This window comes from Streptomyces sp. NPDC048370, from assembly GCF_043200825.1.
GTDB lineage: Bacteria > Actinomycetota > Actinomycetes > Streptomycetales > Streptomycetaceae > Streptomyces.
Map to the genome: position 1 here is coordinate 593158 of NZ_JBICYI010000003.1, position 18113 is coordinate 611270.

Annotated in this window: 12 protein-coding genes and 1 tRNA gene; 12 read left to right on the top strand and 1 reads right to left on the bottom strand. The window is 71.8% G+C overall.

The window, feature by feature from the left end; all coding sequences use genetic code 11:
• Positions 1-30 precede the first annotated feature (30 nt).
• The 12 genes from ACGFYP_RS10145 to ACGFYP_RS10200 all read left to right on the top strand — a co-directional run bounded on the left by ACGFYP_RS10145 (position 31) and on the right by ACGFYP_RS10200 (position 16882).
• Positions 31-384 (top strand): STAS domain-containing protein, encoded by a 354-nt coding sequence (locus tag ACGFYP_RS10145; RefSeq protein ID WP_137988538.1) that lies wholly within the window; start codon positions 31-33, stop codon positions 382-384.
• A gap of 92 nt (positions 385-476) precedes the next feature.
• Complete coding sequence (locus ACGFYP_RS10150; protein ID WP_361956661.1) at positions 477-935, top strand: ATP-binding protein; 459 nt, start codon at positions 477-479, stop codon at positions 933-935.
• A gap of 219 nt (positions 936-1154) precedes the next feature.
• The gene (locus ACGFYP_RS10155) at positions 1155-3575 is read left to right on the top strand and encodes a sodium-translocating pyrophosphatase (protein ID WP_393488698.1); all 2421 of its coding nucleotides are present in this window, start codon (positions 1155-1157) and stop codon (positions 3573-3575) included.
• Positions 3576-3762: 187 nt separating this feature from the next.
• On the top strand, positions 3763-4404 hold the full coding sequence (locus ACGFYP_RS10160; protein ID WP_361956655.1) for a small secreted protein: 642 nt from the start codon (positions 3763-3765) through the stop codon (positions 4402-4404).
• Positions 4405-4627: 223 nt separating this feature from the next.
• The gene (locus tag ACGFYP_RS10165) at positions 4628-6193 is read left to right on the top strand and encodes a methyltransferase (RefSeq protein WP_361956652.1); all 1566 of its coding nucleotides are present in this window, start codon (positions 4628-4630) and stop codon (positions 6191-6193) included.
• A 302-nt stretch (positions 6194-6495) separates the two neighbouring features.
• Positions 6496-6693: a hypothetical protein gene (locus ACGFYP_RS10170; RefSeq protein WP_361956649.1), complete on the top strand. Its 198-nt coding sequence runs from the start codon at positions 6496-6498 to the stop codon at positions 6691-6693.
• 237 nt (positions 6694-6930) lie between these two features.
• Complete coding sequence (topA, locus tag ACGFYP_RS10175) at positions 6931-9768, top strand: type I DNA topoisomerase (RefSeq protein ID WP_393488706.1); 2838 nt, start codon at positions 6931-6933, stop codon at positions 9766-9768.
• 139 nt (positions 9769-9907) lie between these two features.
• Positions 9908-13297, top strand: coding sequence for a dTMP kinase (gene tmk / locus ACGFYP_RS10180; RefSeq protein WP_393488709.1), 3390 nt, complete (start codon positions 9908-9910; stop codon positions 13295-13297).
• Between the two features lie 102 nt (positions 13298-13399).
• Complete coding sequence (locus ACGFYP_RS10185; RefSeq protein WP_393488712.1) at positions 13400-14602, top strand: DNA polymerase III subunit delta'; 1203 nt, start codon at positions 13400-13402, stop codon at positions 14600-14602.
• 59 nt (positions 14603-14661) lie between these two features.
• Positions 14662-16215 carry an alpha/beta hydrolase gene (locus ACGFYP_RS10190; protein ID WP_393488715.1) on the top strand — a complete coding sequence of 518 codons (1554 nt, stop codon included), beginning with the start codon at positions 14662-14664 and terminating at the stop codon, positions 16213-16215.
• A gap of 97 nt (positions 16216-16312) precedes the next feature.
• Positions 16313-16386 (top strand) — tRNA-Thr (locus ACGFYP_RS10195).
• A gap of 325 nt (positions 16387-16711) precedes the next feature.
• Positions 16712-16882, top strand: a complete 171-nt coding sequence (locus ACGFYP_RS10200) for an MbtH family NRPS accessory protein (protein ID WP_361956619.1) — start codon at positions 16712-16714, stop codon at positions 16880-16882.
• A gap of 59 nt (positions 16883-16941) precedes the next feature.
• Here the strand turns inward: ACGFYP_RS10200 and ACGFYP_RS10205 are convergent, their stop codons facing one another.
• Positions 16942-17949 (bottom strand): helix-turn-helix domain-containing protein, encoded by a 1008-nt coding sequence (locus ACGFYP_RS10205; protein ID WP_393488717.1) that lies wholly within the window; start codon positions 17947-17949, stop codon positions 16942-16944.
• Positions 17950-18113: the final 164 nt, after the last annotated feature.

Sequence of the window (18113 nt, forward strand, 5' to 3'; positions counted from 1 at the left end):
ACCGCTCGATAGCAAGGTGCTGGAGGATCCGTGGACCTGTCCCTGTCGACTCGCAATGTGTCCGGCCCGAGTGGCGACCGTACGGTCGTCGAGGTCGGTGGCGAGATTGATGTATATACCGCGCCCAAGCTGCGCGAGCAGTTGGTCGAGTTGGTGAACGACGGCAGCTACCACCTGGTTGTCGACATGGAGGGCGTGGACTTCCTCGACTCGACCGGCCTCGGCGTGCTGGTGGGCGGCCTGAAGCGCGTGCGCGCGCATGAAGGCTCGTTGCGCCTGGTCTGCAACCAGGAGCGCATTCTCAAGATCTTCCGGATCACTGGTCTGACCAAGGTGTTCCCCATCCACACCACGGTCGACGAGGCCGTCAACGCCACCGACTGACGGCCGACCGAGGTCGGAAGAAGGAGTGGAGAACCGGGCCCGACACGCCCGGTCCTCCGAGTTGCCCGCCCAGACGTTTCCAGGGGGACCGTATGGCCACCGTTGAACTCCGCTTCAGCGCCCAGCCCGAGCACGTCCGCACGGCCCGCCTCGTGGCGGCCGCGGTGGCGCGCCGGGCCGGGGTGGACGAGGCGGTCCTCGACGAGGTCAGACTCGCCGTCGGCGAGGCCTGTTCCCGTGCGGTCGGGCTGCACCGCAGCAACGGCGTCACCACCCCCGTCCGGGTCGTGCTGACCGAGGAGGAGAAGTCCTTCTCCATCGAGGTCGGCGACGAGGTGCCGGGCGCGGGCGTGGCGGCGGCCGATGCCGCCGGTGTGCCCGGTGCGCGGGGCGACGCTCCGGCCGAGGAGTTCGACGACGCCGACGGCGAGGACGAGATGGGTCTCGCGGTGATCCGCGGGCTCGTCGACGACGTCGAGGTGCGGGCCGGCGAGGAGGGCGGAGTCATCAGGATGAGCTGGCCGACGACGCCGGCGGTCGCGCTTCCCTGACCGAGGCTCCACCGACGAGATCATGAAATGAGGCCCTGCCGAGCAGGGCCTCTTTTCATTTCTCTAGATCATCGATCATGTGTCAATGCTTTGGGCCCATTACCGCATTCGGTGGGAAGATCATGGGTAATGGGGAATTCCATTTGCGGCGCCCTGTTTTGATCAGGTTCCGCTCCCTACAATCCGTCCATCTTGAGCTCGCAACGTCAAGGAGGACGAATGGCGGGGCTCTTCAACCCAGAACTGACCGGACACCCCACTTCTCTCGCCGCAGCGGTACTCACGGACGAGAACCGTACGATCGTGATCGTCATCGCGGCCGTCGCGCTCGCGGCCCTGCTCGTCGCCCAGGTGCTGACCCGTCAGGTGCTGGCCGCCGGTGAGGGCACCGACTCGATGAAGAAGATCGCCGCCGCCGTACAGGAAGGTGCCAACGCGTATCTCGCACGGCAGTTGCGCACACTCGGGATCTTCGCCGTCGTCGTGTTCTTCCTGCTGATGCTGCTGCCCGCCGACAACTGGTCGCAGCGCGCCGGACGTTCTCTGTTCTTCCTGGTGGGTGCGCTTTTCTCGGCGGCCACCGGATACATCGGCATGCGACTCGCCGTACGCGCGAATGTGCGAGTGGCCGCGGCCGCACGAGAGGCGACCCCGGCGCCGGGTGAACCGGAAAAGGATCTGACGGCCGTCTCGCACAAGGCCATGAAGATCGCTTTCCGTACGGGCGGTGTGGTCGGCATGTTCACCGTGGGCCTCGGCCTGCTCGGTGCCTCCTGCGTCGTCCTCGTCTACGCGGCCGACGCGCCCAAGGTTCTGGAGGGCTTCGGCCTGGGAGCCGCGCTCATCGCCATGTTCATGCGTGTCGGCGGTGGCATCTTCACCAAGGCCGCCGACGTCGGCGCCGACCTCGTCGGCAAGGTCGAGCAGGGCATCCCCGAGGACGACCCGCGCAACGCCGCGACCATCGCCGACAACGTGGGCGACAACGTCGGCGACTGCGCGGGCATGGCCGCCGACCTCTTCGAGTCGTACGCCGTCACGCTCGTCGCCGCCCTCATCCTGGGCAAGGCGGCCTTCGGCGACCTCGGCCTCGCGTTTCCGCTGATCGTCCCGGCGATCGGCGTGGTCACCGCGATGATCGGCATCTTCGCGGTCGCCCCGCGGCGCGCCGACCGCAGCGGAATGTCCGCCATCAACCGCGGCTTCTTCATCTCCGCCGTGATCTCCCTCGCCCTGGTCGCCGTCGCCGTCTTCGTCTATCTGCCGTCCTCCTACGCCGACCTCAAGGGCGTCACCGAGGCCGGGATCCACGACCACCCCGGCGACCCGCGGATCCTCGCCCTGGTCGCCGTCGCCATCGGCATCGTCCTGGCCGCGCTGATCCAGCAGCTCACCGGCTACTTCACGGAGACGACCCGGCGCCCGGTCAAGGACATCGGCAAGTCCTCGCTCACCGGCCCCGCCACCGTCGTCCTCGCCGGCATCTCCATCGGCCTGGAGTCCGCCGTGTACACGGCGATGCTGATCGGTCTCGGGGTCTACGGCGCGTTCCTGCTCGGCGGTACGTCGATCATGCTGGCGCTCTTCGCGGTCGCCCTGGCCGGCACCGGGCTGCTCACCACCGTCGGTGTGATCGTCGCCATGGACACCTTCGGCCCGGTCTCCGACAACGCGCAGGGCATCGCCGAGATGTCCGGCGACGTCACGGGCGCGGGCGCGCAGGTCCTCACCGACCTCGACGCCGTCGGCAACACCACCAAGGCCATCACCAAGGGCATCGCCATCGCCACGGCCGTCCTGGCGGCGGCCGCGCTGTTCGGCTCGTACCGTGACGCCATCGCCACGGCGGTCTCCGACGTCGGGGCCAAGGCCGGCGAGATGAATCTCTCGTTGGACATCTCGCAGCCCAACAACCTCTTCGGGCTGATCCTCGGTGCCGCGGTGGTCTTCCTGTTCTCGGGCCTCGCGATCAACGCGGTGTCGCGCTCGGCCGGCGCGGTGGTCTACGAGGTGCGGCGGCAGTTCCGCGAGCACCCCGGGATCATGAACTACACCGAGAAGCCCGAGTACGGGCGCGTGGTCGACATCTGCACCAAGGACGCGCTGCGCGAACTCGCCACGCCCGGACTGCTCGCCGTCCTCGCGCCGATCGCGGTCGGCTTCTCGCTCGGCGTGGGCGCACTCGGCGCGTACCTCGCCGGCGCGATCGGCACGGGCGCGCTGATGGCCGTCTTCCTCGCCAACTCCGGCGGCGCCTGGGACAACGCCAAGAAGCTCGTCGAGGACGGCCACTACGGCGGCAAGGGCAGTGAGGCGCATGCCGCGACCGTCATCGGCGACACCGTCGGCGACCCGTTCAAGGACACCGCGGGACCGGCCATCAACCCGCTGCTGAAGGTGATGAACCTGGTCGCCCTGCTGATCGCGCCCGCCGTGGTGCAGTTCAGCTACGGCGACGACGCGAGCGGCGGAATGCGGGCCCTGATCGCGATCCTCGCGATCGCCGTCATCGTCGGCGCGGTCTACGTCTCCAAGCGGCGCTCCGTGGTCGTCGGCGACGACGCGGACGGCGACGTGGGTGACGAAGGCAACGCCGCGCGGCGTTCGCCGGCCTCACCCGATGCTCCGGTGATTTCGTAACACCAGCTCAGAAGGCGGGCGGGCAGTACGTTCTGACGTACTGTCCGCCCGTCGCACGTCCGGAGTGAGGCGTGTCTCCCTTGGTGCAATCGGCTGCAATATGGGATGAATCCGTCGCACGAAAGGTGGATGTCGCCCGCTCGGCGTGTATGTTCCGGGGCCGAGAGCCTTGGAAGGGACCGATCCGGTGAACAAGAAGCTTGCTGTCGCGCTGTCAGGCGCCGCTGTGCTGGTGCTCACGCTGTCCGGCTGCAGCGACGACGGCGACAAGGTGAACGACTGGGCCAAGACGGTCTGCGACCAGGCGAAGCCTCAGATCCAGAAGCGGGCCGACGCCCAGCAGCTGATCATCTCGACGGCCGCGGACGGCAAGCCGGCCGACATCCAGGCCGCCGACTCGAAGGCCTTCCAGGACATCGCCGACGCGGACCGCGCCCTCGCCAAGGCCATCGAGGGCGCGGGGGCGCCGCCCGTCGACAACGGCGAGAAGCTCCAGCAGGACGCGGTCAAGGAGCTCAACGCCACGGCGGTGGCGTACGAGGGGCTGAAGAAGCAGGTCGACCAGCTCGACCCGAGCAACCAGCAGAAGTTCGCGGACGGTCTGCAGGACGTCGCCGACGGCCTGAAGAAGATCGAGAAGATGGACCAGGACGCGCTGGCCAAGCTGCAGTCCGGTGAGCTGGGCACGGCCATGGCGAAGCAGCCCGGCTGCCAGAAGGCCACCCCGTCGCCCGCCGCGACCGGCTCGGCCTCCCCGAAGGCGGGCTCCACGCCGTCCGGCAAGGCTTCCGCCAAGCCGTCGGGCTCCGCGAGCAAGACCACGGAGTAACGCCCGCCGGTCGGAGACCGTACAGCTCGTACCGGCCGCGCGGCGCAGGTCCGTACGAAGGCCCCGGGACGAGCCCGCCTCGCCCGGGGCCTTCGCGTGAGCCCCGGGCTCTTCGCGTTCGCGTGAGCCCACCGTGCCCTTCGCGTAGCCCCGGGCTCTTCCTGTGTCCCGTGCCGGGCGGGGCTGACGCGGCATTGTCGGTGGCGGCCGCCACAATGGTGGGGTGAGTAAGACCAGCCTGACCTCCCGCCTCCCCTTGCCCGCGCGCGCCGCCCGGCTCCGCGAGGCCCTCCTCGCCGCCGACTTCACCGCCGACGGCCTGCTCGAACTGCTCGGCGCCCCCGCCTACGCCGCGCTCGCCCGCAGCGAGACCGTGCCCGCGCTGCGCGCCACCCGGGGGGACTCCGCGCTGGAGACCCTCGTGCGGCTCTTCCTGCTCCAACGCCCCGTCTCCCACGCCCGCGCCGCCGCCGCGCTGCCGCTGGAGGAGTGCCTTGAGGACGGCTGGCTGGTCCGCCCCGCCGAGGACGGTGACGAGCAGGTCGGCGAAGGGGAGGCCGGTGACCGGCAGGTCGCGGCCGGCGTGGACATCAGGCCCTTCGGCGGGCCCGACGGACAGGACTGGTTCATCGTCTCCGACCTGGGCTGCGCGGTCGGCGGGGCCGGCGGCATCGGCAGCAAGGAGGAAGGTGTCGTCCTCGGCGTCGGCGGCGCCTCCACCACGCTGGCCGGCATCACCGTCCGTACGCCGGTCTCCTCCGCGCTCGACCTCGGCACCGGCTCCGGCATCCAGGCCCTGCACGCCGCCCAGCACGCCACGCTGGTCACCGCGACCGATCTGAACCCGCGCGCCCTGGACTTCACCCGCCTCACCCTCGCGCTCTCCGGAGCCCGCGAGGCCGAGCTGCTGCAGGGCTCGCTCTTCGAGCCGGTCGACGGTGACACGTACGACCTGATCGTCTCGAACCCGCCGTTCGTCATCTCCCCCGGCGCCCGCCTCACCTACCGCGACGGCGGCATGGCCGGCGACGACCTGTGCCGCACGCTCGTGCAGGAGGCCGGGGAGCGGCTGAACGACGGCGGATACGCCCAGTTCCTCGCCAACTGGCAGCACGTCGAGGGCGAGGAGTGGCAGGACCGGCTGCGCTCCTGGGTGCCGCGCGGCTGCGACGCCTGGGTCGTGCAGCGCGAGGTCCAGGACGTCACGCAGTACGCCGAGCTGTGGCTGCGGGACAGCGGCGACCACCGTGCGGACCCGGCGGAGTACGCGGTGCGGTACGGGGCGTGGCTGGACGAGTTCGAGGCGCGGAAGACCAAGTCCGTCGGCTTCGGCTGGATCACCCTGCGGAAGAACGCGGCGGTGGCCTCCGGCGCGGTCGAGCCGTCGATCGTGATCGAGGAGTGGCCGCACCCGGTCGAGCAGCCGCTCGGCGACACCGTGGTCGCCCACTTCGAGCGCCAGGACTATCTGCGGTCGCGCGACGACGCGGCCCTGCTCGCCGAGCACTTCACCCTCGCGCCGGAGGTCGTGCAGGAGCAGGTCGGGCTGCCGGGCGCCGAGGACCCGGAGCACGTGGTGCTGCGGCAGAACCGGGGCATGCGGCGCGCGACCAAGGTGGACCACGTGGCCGCGGGGTTCGCGGGCGTCTGCGACGGGACGCTCAGCGCGGGCCGGATCCTGGACGCGATCGGTCAGCTGATGGGCGAGGACCCGGTGCTGCTGCGGGACCGCACCCCGCAGGCCATCCGGCTCCTCGTGGAGGAGGGCTTCCTGCTCCCGGCGAGCTGATCCCGGCGAGCTGATCGCGGAGGTCTGTGCCCGGAGATCTGTTCCCCGCGACCTGATCGCGTAGGTCTCTTCCGGCAGCCCGATCCCGACCCGGTGCCCCCCAGCCAGGCGTGACCCCCGACACGCCCCGGCCGGCCGCGATGTGACGAACAATGCGGCCGGGGGTGGGGTACCGGCCATATTCGTGAACCCGTACGGGACCCTCCGCGTCGTTCACCCGGAATTCGCACCGGCGACGCCGGAAGGTGCCAGCCTCGGCCTCCAGGGACCACCAGGGCCTGTGAAGGGAACGGGGTAGGGGCATGGAGAGCGGGCCTGCGATCTTCGCCGGAACGGCGTTCGCGCTGTTCGGAGCCGCACTGCTGCTGTGGACGGGGGTGCGCGTGGCGCACGGCGAACCGGTCGCGCAGGGGGTCGCCACGCGGGTCGCCGCCACGCTCACGACGATCTTCGGACTGGGCTTCCTCCTCCTCGGGGTGTGGTGCTTCGGACGGGTGTGACGAGGTCGTTCCGCTTGGCCGCGCCTCACCGGACCAGGAGTCCGGGCGGCAGGAATGCCAGAAGTCGGGTTACCGTTCGAGTGGCCGTTGCGGGCTTTCGCCGTTTGACACGGGGGCGGGTTGTACCGTCACACTCCGCAGCGACGGCAGCGTCACCGTGCGTGCCGCCGCCGTGCGTGCCGGCGGAGCGCCAGCGCCGTACGTGCCACCGAGCGTCGACCGGAGAGAAGAGCGAAGTTGTCCCCGACCAGCGAGACCGCACAGGGCGGCCGCCGACTCGTCATCGTCGAGTCGCCTGCCAAGGCGAAGACGATCAAGGGCTACCTCGGCCCCGGCTACGTCGTCGAGGCGAGCGTCGGGCACATCCGCGACCTCCCCAGCGGCGCCGCCGAGGTGCCGGAGAAGTACACCGGCGAGGTGCGCCGTCTCGGTGTCGACGTCGAGCACGACTTCCAGCCCATCTATGTCGTCAACGCCGACAAGAAGGCGCAGGTCAGGAAGCTCAAGGAGCAGCTGGCCGGGGTCGACGAACTCTTCCTCGCCACCGATGAGGACCGCGAGGGCGAGGCCATCGCGTGGCACCTCCTCGAGGTCCTGAAGCCCAAGGTCCCGGTCCACCGGATGGTCTTCCACGAGATCACCAAGGACGCGATCCAGGAGGCCGTCCGCAACCCGCGCGAGCTGAACAAGCGCATGGTGGACGCCCAGGAGACCCGCCGCATCCTCGACCGGCTGTACGGCTACGAGGTCTCGCCGGTCCTGTGGAAGAAGGTCATGCGCGGCCTGTCCGCCGGCCGCGTCCAGTCCGTCGCCACCCGCCTCGTCGTCGAGCGGGAGCGCGAGCGCATCGCCTTCCGCTCCGCCGAGTACTGGGACCTCACCGGTACCTTCTCCACCGGCCGCGCCGGGGACCCCTCCGACCCGTCGTCGCTGGTCGCGCGGCTGAACACGGTCGACGGAGCGCGCGTCGCCCAGGGCCGTGACTTCGGCGCCGACGGCAAGCTGAAGAGCGCGAACGTGCTCCACCTCGACGAGGAGAAGGCGCGGGCGCTCGCCGCCTCGCTCTCCGACACCTCGTTCAGCGTCCGGTCGGTCGAGTCGAAGCCGTACCGCCGCTCCCCGTACGCCCCGTTCCGTACGACCACCCTCCAGCAGGAGGCGAGCCGGAAGCTGGGCTTCGGGGCGAAGGCGACCATGCAGGTCGCGCAGAAGCTGTACGAGAACGGCTTCATCACCTACATGCGTACGGACTCCACGGTCCTCTCCGAGACCGCCGTCTCGGCGGCCCGCGCGCAGGTCACGCAGCTCTACGGCGCCGACTACCTGCCGGAGAAGCCGCGTGTCTACGCGGGCAAGGTCAAGAACGCGCAGGAGGCGCACGAGGCGATTCGCCCTTCGGGTGATCGTTTCCGCACCCCGGCGGAGACCGGTCTGACCGGCGACCAGTTCCGGCTCTACGAGCTGATCTGGAAGCGGACCGTCGCCTCCCAGATGAAGGACGCGACCGGAAACTCGGTCACGGTGAAGATCGGCGGCCGGGCGGCCGACGGCCGGGACGCCGAGTTCAGCGCCTCCGGCAAGACGATCACCTTCCACGGCTTCATGAAGGCCTACGTGGAGGGGGCCGACGACCCGAACGCCGAGCTGGACGACCGCGAGCGCCGGCTGCCGCAGGTCGCCGAGGGCGACGCGCTGTCCGCCGAGGAGATCACGGTCGACGGCCACGCCACCAAGCCGCCGGCCCGCTACACCGAGGCCAGCCTGGTCAAGGAGCTCGAAGAGCGCGAGATCGGCCGCCCGTCGACGTACGCGTCGATCATCGGCACGATCCTGGACCGCGGCTACGTCTTCAAGAAGGGGACGGCGCTCGTGCCGTCGTTCCTCTCCTTCGCCGTGGTCAACCTGCTTGAGAAGCACTTCGGCCGGCTCGTCGACTACTCCTTCACCGCCAAGATGGAGGACGACCTCGACCGCATCGCGCGGGGCGAGGCGCAGGCCGTGCCGTGGCTGAAGCGCTTCTACTTCGGCGAGGGCGCGGGCGCCGCCACGGGCGGTGCGGCCGACGCCGGGAACGGCGACGGCGACCACCTCGGCGGTCTGAAGGAGCTGGTGACCGACCTCGGCGCGATCGACGCCCGGGAGATCTCCTCCTTCCCGGTCGGCGACGGCATCATGCTGCGTGTCGGGCGGTACGGCCCGTACGTCGAGCGCGGCGAGAAGGACACCGAGGGCCACCAGCGGGCGGACGTGCCCGAGGAGCTCGCGCCCGACGAGCTGACGGTCGCCTACGCGGAGGAGCTGTTCGCCAAGCCGAGCGGCGACTTCGAGCTGGGCGTGGACCCGGTCAGCGGGAACCAGATCGTCGCCAAGGACGGCCGGTACGGCCCGTACGTCACCGAGATCCTGCCCGAGGACACCCCGAAGACCGGCAAGAACGCGGTGAAGCCGCGGACCGCCTCGCTCTTCAAGTCCATGGCCCTGGACACGGTGACGCTGGAGGACGCGCTCAAGCTGATGTCCCTGCCGCGCGTGGTCGGCACCGACGCCGAGGGCGTCGAGATCACGGCGCAGAACGGCCGCTACGGCCCGTACCTGAAGAAGGGCACGGACTCGCGCTCGCTGACGGACGAGGAGCAGCTCTTCACGATCACGCTCGACGAGGCGCTCGCGATCTACGCGCAGCCCAAGCAGCGTGGCCGGGCAGCCGCGAAGCCGCCGCTGAAGGAGCTGGGCACCGACCCGGTCAGCGAGAAGCCGGTGGTCGTCAAGGACGGTCGCTTCGGCCCGTACGTGACCGACGGCGAGACCAACGCGACCCTGCGGACCGGGGACAGCGTCGAGGACATCACGCCCGAGCGCGGCTACGAGCTGCTCGCGGAGAAGCGGGCCAAGGGGCCGGCGAAGAAGACGGCCAAGAAGGCGCCCGCGAAGAAGACGGCCGCCAAGAAGGCCGCTCCTGCGAAGAAGACGGCGGCCAAGAAGACGGCCGCGAAGAAGACGACGACGGCGAAGACCGCCGCGGCGAAGAAGACGACGGCCGCTGCCGCGAAGAAGACGGCGGCGAAGTCGGAGTAAAGCGGAACCCCGCGCTCTGCGGCGGGGTCTTGTAAGGGGCGGGGGCAAGGGACCCCCGCCCCTTACACGTTCCCCGGGTCCCCGACGTTTGTTCGGACGGAGGCCACGGGGAGTAAGTGGGTCCGGATAGGGTGGACGGATGACGCGAGCAGAGCAGCCAGACTCCGACGTCGCGCTTGTCGCAGACTCCAAGGAGCGTGCCGTACGGGCGCTTTTGCGCCATCAACCGTTGCGACGGTTGTGGAGCGCCCAGTTCGTCGGCGGGACGGGTGACGCACTCGCCGTGCTCGTCCTGGTGCTGCTCGGGCTCCAGGCGGCCGTCTCCGAGCAGGCCTTCGGGGGCGGATACCGGGGCGCCGCGCTCGCCGTCGCCGCCGTGATCGGCGCCCGCACGCTGGCCTCGGTGCTGTTCGGAGCCGTCCTGCTCGGCCCGCTCACCCAGCTGACCGGGCCCAGCGGGCCTCTCGACCGGCGCTGGACCATGATCGGGGCCGACGGCCTGCGGATCGCGCTCCTCGTCATCGCACCGCTGTGGATCGACTGGACCCCGGACAAGGCCCTCGGGTTCCTGCTCGGCACCGTCTTCGTGGTCGGCGCCGCCGAGCGGCTGTGGACCGTCGCCCGCGAGGGCGCCGCCCCCGCGCTGCTGCCCGCGCCGCCGCTGGAGGGCGCGGCCGTACGCCCGCTGCCCGACCACCTCGACGCGCTGCGCCGCCTTTCGCTGCGGACGGGCTTCCTGGCCGTACCGGCCGCGGCCGCCGCGCTCCTGGCCGCGACGCTGCTCAGCAACCTGCTGGGCGCGGGCATCGACTGGTTCACGCTGCATCAGGCCGCCCTCGGCTCGTACGTCGCCGCCGGTCTCTTCGCCGCGTCCGTCTCCGTCCTGTACTTCGTGGAGCTGCCCGGCGGGCAGACCCCGAGGCCGCGCTCGCCGCTGGAAGGCCTGCGTCGCCCCACCACCGAGAAGGGCCGCACGGGCGCGGTCGGACTGCTCGTCATCGCCTGCGCCACGGTCGCCGGAGCCGTCGCGGCCGCGGCGGCGGTCGCCGTCCTGCACGCGTACGACCTCGGCGGCGGCCCGGTCACCTTCGCGCTCCTGATCCTCGCGCTGAGCGGCGCCACCGCCGTCGGCATCCGGACCGCGAGCTCCGTGCTCACCGTGCTCTCCCGCCGCCGGATCCTCGCCCTCGCGATCGCCCTCACCGGGATCGCGCTGCTCGCGATGGGCCTCGTCCCTGACACCGCCACGGTGCTGCTCCTCTCCGTACTCGCCGGGTACGCGGCCGGGGTCGCCGCCAACACCGGCCACACGCTCGTCGACCAGGAGACCGAGGAGGCCCGGCGCCCCCGGGTCACCGAGCACCTCCAGGCCGTCGTCCGGGTCGCCATGGCCGTCGGCGCGCTCGCGGCGCCGCTGCTCGCCGCCGCGATCGGCCCGCACCGGCTCGCGTCGGGCAGCTTCGTCTTCGCCCACGGCGGAGCCGCGTTCACGCTGATGCTGGTCGGCGCGCTGCTGCTGCCCGTCGCGGCCCTCGTCCTGGCCAAGACCGACGACCGGTCCGGCGTACCGCTGCGCCGCGACCTGCGCGACGCGCTGCGCGGCGCCGACCCGGTCCAGGCGCCCGCGTCCACCGGCTTCTTCATCGCCCTTGAGGGCGGCGACGGCGCCGGGAAGTCCACCCAGGCCGAGGCGCTCGCCGAGTGGATCCGCGCCAAGGGCCACGAGGTCGTCGTCACCCGCGAACCGGGCGCCACCCCGATCGGCAAGCGGCTGCGCTCGATCCTGCTCGACGTCTCCAGCGCCGGGCTCTCGAACCGCGCCGAGGCGCTGCTGTACGCCGCCGACCGCGCCGAGCACGTCGACTCCCTGGTCAAGCCCGCCCTGGAGCGGGGCGCGGTCGTCATCTCCGACCGGTACATCGACTCGTCCGTGGCCTACCAGGGCGCCGGGCGGGACCTGTCGCCGACCGAGATCGCCCGGATCAACCGCTGGGCGACCGCCGGACTCGTCCCGCACCTGACGGTGCTGCTCGACGTCTCTCCGGAGGTCGCGCGGGAACGGTTCACCGAGGCCCCTGACCGGCTGGAGTCCGAGCCGCCGGAGTTCCACGCGCGCGTGCGGGCAGGTTTCCTCGCCCTGGCCGCCGGTGACCCCGGCCGCTACCTCGTCGTCGACGCCGGCCAGGAGCCGGAGGCCGTCACCACCGTCGTACGGCACCGGCTCGACCGGATGCTGCCGCTGTCCGAGGCCGAGGTGAAGGCCCAGGAGGAGGCGCGCCGGAAGGCCGAGGAGGACGCCAGGCGCCGGGCCGAGGAAGAGGCCGCGCGCAAGGCGGAGGAGGAGCGGCTCGAGCGCGAGCGCCAGGAGCAGCTCGCCAAGCTCCGTGCCGAGGAGGAGGAGCGCAAGCGCCAGGAGGAGGAAGAGGCGCGCCGCCGCGAGGCGGAGCGCCAGGCCGAGGAGGCCCGCCGCCGCGCCGAGGAGGCCCGGGTGGCCGCCGAGGAGGAGCGCAAGCGGCGCGAGGCCGAGGAGAAGGCCCGCCGCGCGGAGGAGGAACGCCGCCGCAAGCAGGCCGAGGAAGAGGCCCGGCTGCGCGCGGAGGCGGAGGAGCGCCGCCTGGAGAAGCAGCGCAAGGCCGAGGAGGCCCTGCTGCGTGCCGAGGAGGCCCGCCGCCTGGCCGAGGCGGCCGCGGCGAAGACGGCGGAGGAAGCCGCGAGGAAGGCCGCGGCGGAGGCTGCGGCCGCCGCGGAGGCGGAGCGAGTGGCTGAGGCGGCGCGTGCCGCGGAGGCCGCGAAGGCCGCGGAGGCCGCCAAGGCGGCTGCGGTGGCCAAGGCGGCGGAGGCGAAGAAGGCGGCGGAGGCCGCTGAGACCCGACGTCGGGCCGAGGCCCAGGCCGAGGCCGAGAAGGCGGCGCGCGAGGCGCGTACGGTCAAGGAGTCGGCGAACGAGATCACGGTCCCGACGCCGGTCGTCAAGCCGGAGGCCCCGACCGACCCCCGGACCGGTACGTCGTCCGGCACGTCGTCCGACGCACCGTCCGACGACGTGACGCAGACCGTGCCGGTGGTGTCTCCGAACGAGATCACCGTCGCCACGCCGGTCGTACGGCCGGACGCTCCCCGCTCCGACCGCCCCGAGCGTCCCGAGGAGCGGACGACCGTTCTCCGTCCCGTGAGGGACGCGGAGGAGACGACGGTTCTGCCGCAGGTGCCGGCCGTCGACGAGACGGCGGTGCTGCCTCCCGTACGGGACACGGACCCGGCCGACCGGGTTCCGCCGGGCATCTTCCGCGACGAGCCGACCGGATCGAACGAGCCGACGGGATCGAACGACCGGACCGGGGCGAACGAGCGGACGGGATCGAACGACAGGACGCGCGAGCTGCCCCAGCTCGACGAGCAGGGCCGTCCGAAGCGCCGCTCCGACTGGGCGGAGGAGACCCCGCTCGACGACCTCCCGACCCTGGCGGACGAGCTCCTCGGCCCGCACGACGACGAGAACGACGGCCGTCGGCGGGGCCGCGGTCGCTGAGTTCCGGCGCCGGACCGGCTCCGCAGAGCGGCGTCGGTTCCGGCGGCGGGCCCGGGTGTCAGTGGGGTGCCCCACAATGGAGGGCGTACCTGAGGAGGGCACATGGGCGTATGGGACGACTTGGTCGGACAGACGCGGGTCGAGGAGCAGTTGGCCGCGGCCGCGCGGGACGCCGACACGTTCGTGACCGCCCATGCCGCCGGTGAGCCCGTCGCCGAGGCGTCCAAGATGACCCACGCCTGGCTCTTCACCGGGCCTCCCGGCTCCGGGCGGGCGACGGCGGCGCGGGCCTTCGCGGCCGCGCTGCAGTGCGTGAGCCCCGACCGGGCGCTCGGCGGGGCGCCGGGGTGCGGGTTCTGCGACGGCTGCCACACCGCGCTCGTCGGGACCCACGCCGACGTGGAGGTCGTCCGCACGGACCTGCTCTCCATCGGTGTGAAGGAGACCCGTGAGCTGGTCAGGCGCGCCCAGCTCTCCCCGGCGGGCGGCCGCTGGCAGGTGATCGTCCTGGAGGACGCCGACCGGCTCACCGAGGGCGCGGGCAACGTGCTCCTGAAGGCGGTCGAGGAGCCCGCGCCGCGCACGGTCTGGCTGCTCTGCGCGCCCTCCCTGGAGGACGTGCTGCCCACCATCCGCTCCCGCTGCCGCCACCTGACCCTGCGGACGCCCCCGGTGGACGCGGTCGCGGACGTGCTCGTACGCAGGGACGGCATCGACCCCCAGGTCGCCGCGGCCGCCGCCCGCGCCACCCAGGGCCACATCGACCGCGCCCGCCGCCTCGCGACCGACGAGCGCGCCCGGGCCCGGCGGGCCGTCGTCCTCAAGCTGCCGCAGCGGGTCGGCGACATCGGCGGCTGCCTCAAGGCGGCCCAGGAGCTGATCGACGCGGCAGGCGAGGACGCCAAGCAGGTCGCCGAGGAGGTCGACACCAAGGAGACCGAGGAGATGAAGGCCGCGCTCGGCGGCGGCCAGGGCGGGCGGATGCCGCGCGGCACGGCCGGCGCGATGAAGGAGCTGGAGGAGCGCCAGAAGCGCCGCAAGACGCGTACGCAGCGCGACAGCCTCGACCTCGCGCTCACCGACCTCACCGGCTTCTACCGCGACGTGCTCACCCTGCAACTCCGTACGCGTGTGCCGATCGCCAACGAGGACGTACGGGACGCGGTCGAGCGGATCGCCAGGGACACCGCACCCGAGCGGACCCTGCGCCGGATAGAGGCGGTGCTCGCCTGCCGCGAGGCACTGGACCGGAACGTCTCCCCGCTGCTCGCGGTCGAGGCGATGACGATGGCGCTGCGGGACTGACCCCGGGCCGCCGGGGGACGATTGGACACGGTGCGTACTCGTCCGGATACGCTCCGGGCATGGATTCCAGGCGTTTGCTCCGTACCTCCGCGACGGCCCTCGCCGCCGCGGGACTGATCCTCTCGGGCTGTACGGGCGGCAGCGACGCCGCCGCGCCCGCGGGCCCGTCGGCGGCGACCTCGCGGGTGGCGGCCGCCACGCCCGATCCGGCGCTGCGGACCTTCTACGGGCAGAAGCTCACCTGGCGCGACTGCGGGGTGCCGACGTTCCGGTGCGCGACGCTCCGCGCCCCGCTCGACTACGCGAAGCCGGCGGCCGGTGAGATCAAGCTGGCCGTCTCCCGGGTCGCGGCCACCGGCCCCGGCAAGCGCCTCGGCTCGCTCCTGGTCAACCCGGGCGGACCGGGCGGCTCCGCCGTCGGCTACCTCCAGGGCTACGCGGGCATCGGCTACCCCGTGCCGGTCCGCGCCCGGTACGACATGGTCGCCGTCGACCCGCGCGGGGTGGCCCGCAGCGAACCCGTCGAGTGCCTGACGGGCCCGCAGATGGACACGTTCACGCAGGTCGACCAGACCCCCGACGACGGGGCGGAGACCACCGCCCTCACCGGTGCCTTCAAGGGGTTCGCGGCGGGCTGCGCGACGCGTTCGGGCGAGGTCCTGCCGCATGTCTCCACGGTCGAGACGGCGCGGGACATGGACATCCTGCGCGCCGTGCTCGGCGACGAGCGGCTGAACTACGTGGGCGCCTCGTACGGGACCTTCCTCGGCGCCACGTACGCGGAGCTGTTCCCTGGCCGCGTCGGACGGCTCGTCCTGGACGGGGCGATGGACCCCTCGCTGCCCGCGATCGACCTCGCCCGCGACCAGACCGCCGGCTTCGAGACCGCCTTCCGGGCCTTCGCGGCCGACTGCCTGCGGAAGCCCGACTGCCCGCTGGGCACGGAGTCGGTCGACGCGGCCTCCGACAACCTGAAGGCCTTCTTCCGTACGGTCGACGCCGAACCGGTGCCGACCGGCGAGAGCCGCGAGCTCGGCGAATCCCTGGCGACGACCGGGGTGATCGCGGCGATGTACGACGAGGCGGCGTGGCCGCAGCTGCGCGAGGCGCTGACGCGGGCGATCGGCGGCGAGGGCTCGGGCCTGCTCGCCCTTGCCGACAGCTACTACGAGCGCGAGGCGGACGGCACGTACACGAACCTGATGTTCGCCAACACGGCCGTGAACTGCCTGGACCTCCCGGCGGCCTACACCGGCCCGCCGGACGTCGAGAAGGCGGTCCCGTCCTTCGAGAAGGCGTCCCCCGTCTTCGGTGAGGGCCTCGCCTGGGCGGCCCTGAACTGCGCCTACTGGCCCGCCCCCGCGACCGGCCGCCCCCACCGCATCACCGCCGAGGGCGCCGCCCCGATCGTCGTCGTCGGCACCACCCGCGACCCGGCGACCCCCTACAAGTGGGCCCAGTCCCTCGCGGACCAACTGACCTCCGGCACGCTCCTGACCTACGAGGGCGACGGCCACACGGCCTACGGCCGGGGCAGCGACTGCGTCGACTCGGCGATCAACACCTACCTCCTCGACGGCACACCCCCGAAGGACGGCAAGCGCTGCACGTGAGGGGGTGTCCTGGACCACTCGGAGGGTGGTCAGGAGCACCCCGGAAACTGTGTAGACTTGGCGAGGCCGCTGCGCCCACCATGGGAACGCACGGCATGCCGCCTTAGCTCAGTTGGCCAGAGCAACGCACTCGTAATGCGTAGGTCTCGGGTTCGAATCCCGAAGGCGGCTCGGAATTACCCCAGGACTCACTCGCCGTGACCTGGGGTTTTTTCATGCCCTGGTGGGTGCGCGGCGCAGGATTCGGGGTCGGCGGCCGGCGTCTCCACCGGCTCCTCGAGGTCGGCCCCGCACCCCGTCGTCGACGACCTCGCCCGTCTCCTCAGCGCCGTCGTCGTCCACACACAGCACAGTCCTGCTGATCGGCTGGGGCGATAGAGGGGTTCGGGAGATGGGATGGGGTGGGTGTTGTGGGGGGTGGGGTGGGTGGATCAGGGTGGTGGGGGAGCTTGAGGCAGTCGGGGCCGTCGGTCCGGCGTGTAGGTGGAGGTGCGGCGTGGAGCGGTTCACCGTTGTCGTCAACGGGGAAGAGCAGTACTCGATCTGGGCCGAGGGGCGTGAACTGCCCGTGGGCTGGCGGGACGTGGGTGTGGCCGGGACCAAGGAGGAGTGCCTCGCGCACATCGACGAGGTCTGGACCGATCAGCGGCCGTTGAGTGTGCGGTAGCGGGGGCCAGGGTCTTTCGTTTGGATCATGCCGGGCTCGCCTGATCCAAACGAAAGGCCCTAGGCCTGTGGGGGTAGCCAGCCTCGTTGGACTGCCCTTGCGCCGGCCTCGAAGCGGCTGCGGGCGCCGAGGCGGTCCATGAGGACCGTGGCGATGCGGCGGGCCGTGCGGTGGGAGACCCCCAGGCGCTTGGCGATGCCCTCGTCCGTGTGGCCCTCGGCCAGCAGGCGCAGGGTCGCGGCCTCCTGGTGGTCGAGCTCGCCCTCGTCCCGGCGGGGTGCCTCGCCCAGCGGGCGGGCGTTGGCCCAGATCGTCTCGAAGAGGGTGCACAGGGCCGTCAGGATGCCTTGCCCTGTGAGGACGACCCCGCCCTCGCTGCTGTCCTCGCTGTTGACGGGGATGACGGCGGTCGTGCGGTCCACGACGGTCATCCGGAGGGGGAGCGTGGCGATCGTGCGGACCTGTCCACCCAGCTCCGTCAGCCACTTGGCGTGCGCCACGCTCGCCGGGCTGTTGCGCACGCTGTCCAGGTAGATGGTCCGCATCGTGACGCCCCGGGTGAGGAGCCGTTCGTTGAGGGGACGGGAGGCCGCCATGTTCGCCTCGGTCTGCGCGCCTCCGGGGGCGAAGACCATCACCTCGGTCCTGACGTTCTCGGTGAGCATCGCGAGCCGGGCCCGGATGTCGTTCAGATGGGCCAGGTGTTCCACGCCGACCGGTGGGCCGGCCGGGCGTAGCTCTTCGTACTCCGAGATCAGCCGTTCGGCGGCCGCCCGGGCGCCGGCGATCCGCTGACGCTGGAGCTCGAACTCGGCCTGGCGCCGGGTCAGCAGGTACTCCAGACCGACCTCGGGGTTGACCGCTCGCGGTGGCGTCGACGCGTCGGCCGGGTGTCCGGTGGGGTACTGGGCGAGGGAGAGCTCGGCCAGCCGCTGCCAGGCCTCGCGTACGGATTCCTCCGGCATGCCGAGCCGTTCGGCGAGCGCGTCCGCCGGGGTCTCGGGGTGGGTCAGCATCGCCCGGTACACGGCCTCGGTCGGTTGATCCAGTCCCAGCGGTTCGAGCATGCGTTCCCCTCCGTTCGTCCCCGCCATTATCCCCGGGGTGGCCGAAACGGCGCGGAGGTGGCCCCATTGGGTCAGGACCCAATCGGGCCACGCGGAAGCCTTTCCTCCCTGTGTGACCAGTGGTGATGCTGTGGGCACCGAGACCACATCGCCACAGGGGGACG